Genomic DNA, 5882 nt, shown 5'->3' on the forward strand with positions numbered 1-5882 from the left:
CGATGCCGACCTTGTCGTCTTGTCGGGCGACAGCCACAATGCCTGGGGCTATAATCTGGGTGAGCGCGGCCCTGGCCAGGGCGACAGCAAGCATAGGGTCGGCGTGGAATTTGCGGGGCACAGCGTTACCTCGCCGGGTTTCGAAGCCTATGCCAAGGGCGTGCCGCCAGCCGACATCGCCCGCGCCCTCCGCGCGGTCAATCCGGGCATGGCCTTCTGCGATACCAGCCAGCGCGGCTATGTCTCGCTAGAGGTAACGCCGCAGCAGGTCGCAGGCTCCTGGCACTTCATGAAGGATATCCGCACGCGCACGACCGACCTTGCAGGCACGCACCGCATGACCGTGCAGCGCGGCGCGAAGCTGCTGCAGAACGCATAAGGCATAGGCAAACCCCGCCATTGCAGGATGGCGGGGTTCGCACCCGAGGCAATGCTAAGCGCCGCGCGTCCGTCGGCGCGGAGCATCACGGCGTCTATCGACGATCATCATCATGAACATGCAAATCAGAGAATGTTGGCATAGTGGCGTGCGGCGACACCGCCAAATATCTGCATTTGCCGCATGATCTTCTTACAACTGGGGACATTGTTGCCGCGCGGCGCGCTGGCGCCTGTACGTCAGGGCCGTGAGCAAGCGCGCATGGCGGGCATGGCTGATGTCGTTGGCGCGCATCAGTGCTATCGCGCATAGGCTGCCGACGATCGGTACGGCTAGTCCCAGGCTGAGCATAGCTGTCTGCACCAATGCTGGCTGGACAGTTTCGGGCACATAGCCGAGCCAGCCCAGTGTCCAGCCGATCAGCGCCGTGGAGGCCGCTCCGCTCGCCTTTACCACCACAAGATAGAAGGCGAATAGCCCGGTTTCGAACCGGCGGTGGTGACGCCAGGCGACGACGTCCACGGCATCGGCCAGCAAGCCCCAGGGCAGCATGAAAATGCTGGCGAACCCGAAGCCGATCAGTAGCGTGCAAGCGATCAGGGCATTGGGCCATGCGAGACACAGGGCGAACAGCATGATGCCGCTAATGCAGACGGCATGGCCTGCAGCCAGCAGGGTCGCTTTGCTGAACCGGCCAGTCATCGACGTCCAGGCCAGAACGCCCAAAAACTGGCCGGTGGTCAGGCCCAGCAGCAGCATCTTCACCAGATCCGGGCGCTGGACCACATAGGTGCCGATATAGAGCAGCATCCGGCTGAACATCGGGATGGCAAAGCCGGTGATGAAAGCGAGGAGCGCCAGCGCCAGGATCAGGGGGTCGCGCAACGGAATCGCAATGCCGTCGCCCTCGACCGCTGGGTCGGGTGGGGGCGTCGAACCGTTGTTCGATGCCAAGGCACTAAGAATCATGGTCGCGGCAAAGAGAATACAGGCGATGACACCGGCCACGGCAAGCCGATCGAAGTCCCCTGTCCGCCCGGCGGATTGTACCATCGGCGCGAGGATGATGGCGATCGCCAGGGAACTGATCGTGCTGAAGAACAGGCGATAGCCCGACACGCGGCCACGCGATCGGCTGTCCGACGTGACCCGCGCCATGAGTGCATTGTGCGGCACGTCGATCACCGCATAGGCACCGCGAAACAGCAGCAACCCGGCGGCCACGATCCACAGATCGCGCACGCCGAGCGCTGGCAAGGCATAGAGCAAGGCGAAAGCAGCGCCGCAGGGCATGGCGGCGGCCGCGACCATCCAGCGATAACCTCGCCCGGTGCGTCGCAGACGGATAACCAGCTTTGCCGCCAACAAGTCGAAGACGAGATCGCCCAGCACCGCGACCAGCATCAAGGAACCCGCGCTGGTCGGCGATTGGCCCAACAGGTCGGTCAGAAGAAACAGGATGGTGAGATCGGCCCCGGAAAAGAGCAGCGCCTTACCCATATTGCCGGAAGAATAAGCGAGCAGCCGACCTTCGCGCCCTGCCCGTTCGCGCAGCGGTATTCGCCGGTGCAGGTTCTGCTTTGACGCTCGCAACGATGTCAGCACATGATGTCCGCTCAACCCATGCCTGCGATCCAGCGCGCCGACATTTCGGGGACGGCGCCTAGTGGCGCTCTCTTACAGTTTGGCGACTCTGCGGCCTGCGTGAGCAAGCCCATCGGCCGCAGGGCAGGAAAGCGCCATTTGCGCCGATCCGACAAATCGCCCTATAGCGCAAACGCCTGTAGCGGGACGACGACGCCCAGAAGCATGGGTGCGGTCGATTTGGGATATGTGGATGAAACGCCAGAAAGCCTCCAGCCTTGCCGACCTGTCCGCACTTGCCGGCGTGTCCATATCCACGGTGTCCCGCGCCTTGGCCGACAATCCGCTGGTCGCAGTCGCTACCCGCGACAAGATCAAGCAGTTGGCGCGCGAGCATGATTTCCAGATCAATGTCGCCGCGCGCAATTTCCGGCTCCAGCGCACCGGCGCTGTGGGGGTGATATTGCCGTTGGGCCATGAGACCGAGCAGCATCTGACCGATCCCTTCTTCATGAGCCTGATCGCCTCGCTCGCCGACGCACTGGCCGATCGCGGTTATGACCTGCTGCTCTCGCGCGTCATTCCCTCGAACGACCAGTGGCTCAAAGCCTTTGTCGAATCCGGCAAGGTGGATGGCGTCATCATCGTCGGGCAATCGGACCAGATCGACGTGATCGAAACAGTGTCCGCCAGCTATGCGCCGCTGATCGTGTGGGGGGCGTCGATACCCGGTTACAGCCAGTTGACCGTGGGGTCCGACAATTTCGAGGGCGGACGGCTGGCTGCGCAGCATCTTCTGGCGCAAGGCCGGAAAAAGCTGACCTTCGTCGGCAATCCAACGGTGCCGGAATTCGCGGCCCGCTTTGCTGGTTTCAACGCGGCGATCGCGCAGGCTGGGGTGCCGCAAGGCGCTGTCCTGCCCTCGCATGTCACGGCCGAAGCCGCCTATGCGACGGTACGGACATATTTGAAAGAGGATGCGGCGCCGGACGGCATCGTCGCTGCGTCGGACGTGATTGCGCTCAATGCGCTGCGCGCAATTGCCGACCATGGATTGCGCGTGCCCGAAGATGTCGCCGTGGTGGGCTATGACGATGTGTTCATCGCTGAACAGACGACGCCACCGCTGACGACGATTCGGCAGAATTTCGTGCTGGGCGCGCAGATGATGGTCGACTTGCTGTTCCGCCGGATCGCGGGCGAGGAGGCCGCCTCCGTCTCCCTTCAGCCAACGCTCGTGTTGCGCGCTTCGGCCTAAACCCCTTTCGAAACCAAGCGATTGCCTCAATAAGCAAAAAGTTTTGCAAACGTTTGCATTTAACATTGCAAACGTTTGTTTTTGGAAATATCAGGGCGGCAACAAGATAGTTGCGCATAGGGGATGATCGGTGAGGGCTGAAGTGAGGATTGTGCCGGGTTCGGCACGTCGATTTGGCCATGACGAGCATCCTGCCCTGCGCTCTCTTTCAGCGCCTTCTCCGGCCGTTCGTTCCGCCGGGGCGAAGTCGGACCTCCGCCAAAGACTGCACGCTTTGGCGGGGGTCATGACATGGGCGAGCTTCGCCGCATGAGCGAAATGCCTGCCACCAGCCATTGGACTGCAAAGGACGTCGAGCGCATCGATCGCGCTACAGCGCCTTGCGCTCCGGTCATCCCGGCGCAGCGTCGCGTGATCGAGACGCTGGACCTGTGGGATTATTGGCCGGTGCAGACCGTCGATGGTCATCCGGCCGATATTGCAGGCGGCACGCTGTTCATAGCTCTGTCGGCACCCATTCTGCCCGACCCCGACGCCAGACATGCCGTGGCGCGGATGCGGCTGCTGCATCGCGTCGAGGGTGAATGGTGTGATCTGGGGCAGGTTTTGCCGGACGGTTTTTCGCCCGGCAGTCGCGAATGGTCCGGTTCGGCCATCCTTTCGCCCGACGGCGAGACGATCACGCTTTATTATACTGTGGCCGGCGTTCGGGGCGAGGTGGAAACCAGCTTTGCCCAGCGGCTATTCTTTACCTGCGCGGCCTTGACCGTGCAGGATGGCGCCATAGCGCTTTCGCCATGGTCGGAGCCTGTCGAGTTTCTGGAGCCGGACGATGTTCATTATAGCCGCGACATGGCAGGCGGCGGTGCGGTCGGCACGATCAAGGCGTTTCGCGATCCGGCCTTTTTCCGCGATCCGGCCGACAATCAAGACTATATCCTGTTTGCCGGATCGATAGCCCGGTCGCGTTCGGCGTGGAATGGGGCCGTCGGCATTGCGCGCCATGTCGCTGACCAAGAATGGGAGATCTTGCCGCCGCTCGCCGAGGCGGATGGGCTGAACAATGAGCTGGAACGGCCGCATGTCATCATGCGGGACGGGCGCTATTATCTGTTCTGGTCGACGCAGACAAAGGTGTTCGCGGCCGATGGCCCGGCTGGGCCGACTGGGCTTTACGGGATGGTGGCGGACAGGCTGTTGGGCCCGTGGCGACCGCTCAATGGGTCGGGGCTGGTGTTCGGCAACCCACCTTCCGCCCCGTTCCAGGCCTATAGCTGGCTGGTGCTGCCGGATCTATGCGTGCAGAGCTTTGCCGACCTCGTCGGATTGGCGGAGCTACCGCGCGATGTCATGCAGGCGCGGGCGCATTTCGGCGGCACCCCGGCCCCCGAATTGCGGCTTATGATCGACGGCGACAAGGCATGGCTGGCATGATGGCACTGGAAACCATGATCGCGGGCGTCGAATTGGGCGGCACCAAATGTATCGCGACGCTGGCGCGGGGCAAGGATATCCTGCGGCAGGAGCGCTGGGCGACCGAGGGGCCGGAGACGCTCGATCGGATTTCGGCAACCTTGGCGGCATGGCAGGACGAGGTGCCGTTCGCGGCGATCGGGATCGGCAGCTTCGGGCCGCTCTGCTTGGACGCCAGCAGTCCGCGTTTTGGCCACATGGAGAACACACCCAAGCCCGGCTGGGCGGGGGCGGATGTGCATGGCCATTTTGCGCGCCGCTTCGCCCTGCCCGTCGGCATCGACACGGATGTCGGGGGCGCGGCCCTGGCCGAGGGGCAATGGGGCGCGGCGATGGGATGTGCGGTGCATGGCTATGCGACGATCGGGACGGGCGTTGGCCTTGGCCTGGTGGTCGATGGCAAGGCGGTGCATGGCCGCCTTCACCCCGAAGCAGGACATATGCGTATCCGGCGGATGCCGGGCGATATGTTCGAAGGCGCCTGCCCTGCCCATGGTGATTGCCTGGAGGGGCTGATCGGTGGTCCGGCGCTGGCGGCGCGGGCGAACGGCGCGCTGGCGGATATGCCCGATGACGATCCGCTTTGGGATCGGGTGGCGCGCGAACTGGGCGAATGGGTGGCGATGCTGATCCTGTGCGTGTCGCCCCAGCGCCTGGTGATCGGCGGCGGGGTGCTGGATTACCGTCCGACCCTGTTTGGGAAGATACGGGTGGCGGTCGCCGCCAATCTGGGCGGTTATCTGGCGGGGCTGGATCTCGCTGCGCTGGAGACGTTGATCGTGCCGCCTGCCTTGGGGCGCGATGCGGGGCCATTGGGGGCGATCATCGTGGGGCAGAATGCGTTGAGGGGGAGCCAGGCATGAACGAATGGCGCTATTCTGGCATATCCGCCGCGATCGTGGCGCTGAGCGGCTGCACATCGTTGACCGATGTCGCGCCGACCGCAGCGGTCGGTGATCGCTGCGCCGCCTTTGCATCGACACTGCAAGGCCATTGGCCCGACGCCTCTACGCGGGTGACCAGCGCGGTGTTCGTGCCGGAAGGGCCAGCGCCCGCCCCCGATGCGCGCGGTTTTCAATATGACAGCACGGTTCCGCTGAAAGCACATTGCGACGTGCAGGCGGTAATGGCCGAGCGGCAGGGCGTGGACGGTCAGAGCTATGCGATCAAATTCCATCTGCGCCTGCC

At 63.6% G+C, this 5882-nt stretch carries 6 protein-coding genes; 5 read left to right on the plus strand and 1 reads right to left on the minus strand.

The window, feature by feature from the left end; all coding sequences use genetic code 11:
- Window positions 1–379: alkaline phosphatase D family protein (locus IL54_RS05425; RefSeq protein ID WP_037473798.1), on the plus strand; the 379-nt coding region annotated here is incomplete at its 5' end.
- Window positions 380–571: 192 nt separating this feature from the next.
- Here IL54_RS05425 and IL54_RS05430 read toward each other — a convergent pair.
- The gene (locus IL54_RS05430; RefSeq protein ID WP_237748788.1) at window positions 572–1999 is read right to left on the minus strand and encodes an MFS transporter; all 1428 of its coding nucleotides are present in this window, start codon (window positions 1997–1999) and stop codon (window positions 572–574) included.
- 217 nt (window positions 2000–2216) lie between these two features.
- On the opposite strand from IL54_RS05430, the gene IL54_RS05435 reads away from it, so the two are divergent.
- The 4 genes from IL54_RS05435 to IL54_RS24825 form a co-directional block, all read left to right on the plus strand.
- Entirely contained in the window at window positions 2217–3221 is a 1005-nt protein-coding gene (locus IL54_RS05435; RefSeq protein WP_037477875.1) for a LacI family DNA-binding transcriptional regulator, read from the plus strand.
- 291 nt (window positions 3222–3512) lie between these two features.
- A complete protein-coding gene (locus IL54_RS05440; protein WP_237748789.1) occupies window positions 3513–4655 on the plus strand; it encodes a glycoside hydrolase family 68 protein in 1143 nt (380 codons plus the stop codon).
- Complete coding sequence (locus IL54_RS05445) at window positions 4643–5557, plus strand: ROK family protein (RefSeq protein WP_081912779.1); 915 nt, start codon at window positions 4643–4645, stop codon at window positions 5555–5557. The genes IL54_RS05440 and IL54_RS05445 overlap by 13 nt, the downstream gene beginning before the upstream one ends.
- A partial coding sequence (locus tag IL54_RS24825; RefSeq protein WP_202807655.1) for a hypothetical protein occupies window positions 5554–5882 on the plus strand: 329 nt, incomplete at its 3' end. The genes IL54_RS05445 and IL54_RS24825, both read left to right, overlap by 4 nt.

This window comes from Sphingobium sp. ba1 (assembly GCF_000743655.1).
Lineage (GTDB): Bacteria > Pseudomonadota > Alphaproteobacteria > Sphingomonadales > Sphingomonadaceae > Sphingobium.

Excerpts from the sequence above, each read along its gene's own strand:
- IL54_RS05445 (WP_081912779.1), top strand. The coding sequence starts at position 4,643 with ATGGCTGGCATGATGGCACTGGAAACCATGATCGCGGGCGTCGAATTG.
- IL54_RS05435 (WP_037477875.1), top strand. The coding sequence starts at position 2,217 with ATGAAACGCCAGAAAGCCTCCAGCCTTGCCGACCTGTCCGCACTTGCC.
- IL54_RS05440 (WP_237748789.1), top strand. The coding sequence starts at position 3,513 with ATGGGCGAGCTTCGCCGCATGAGCGAAATGCCTGCCACCAGCCATTGG.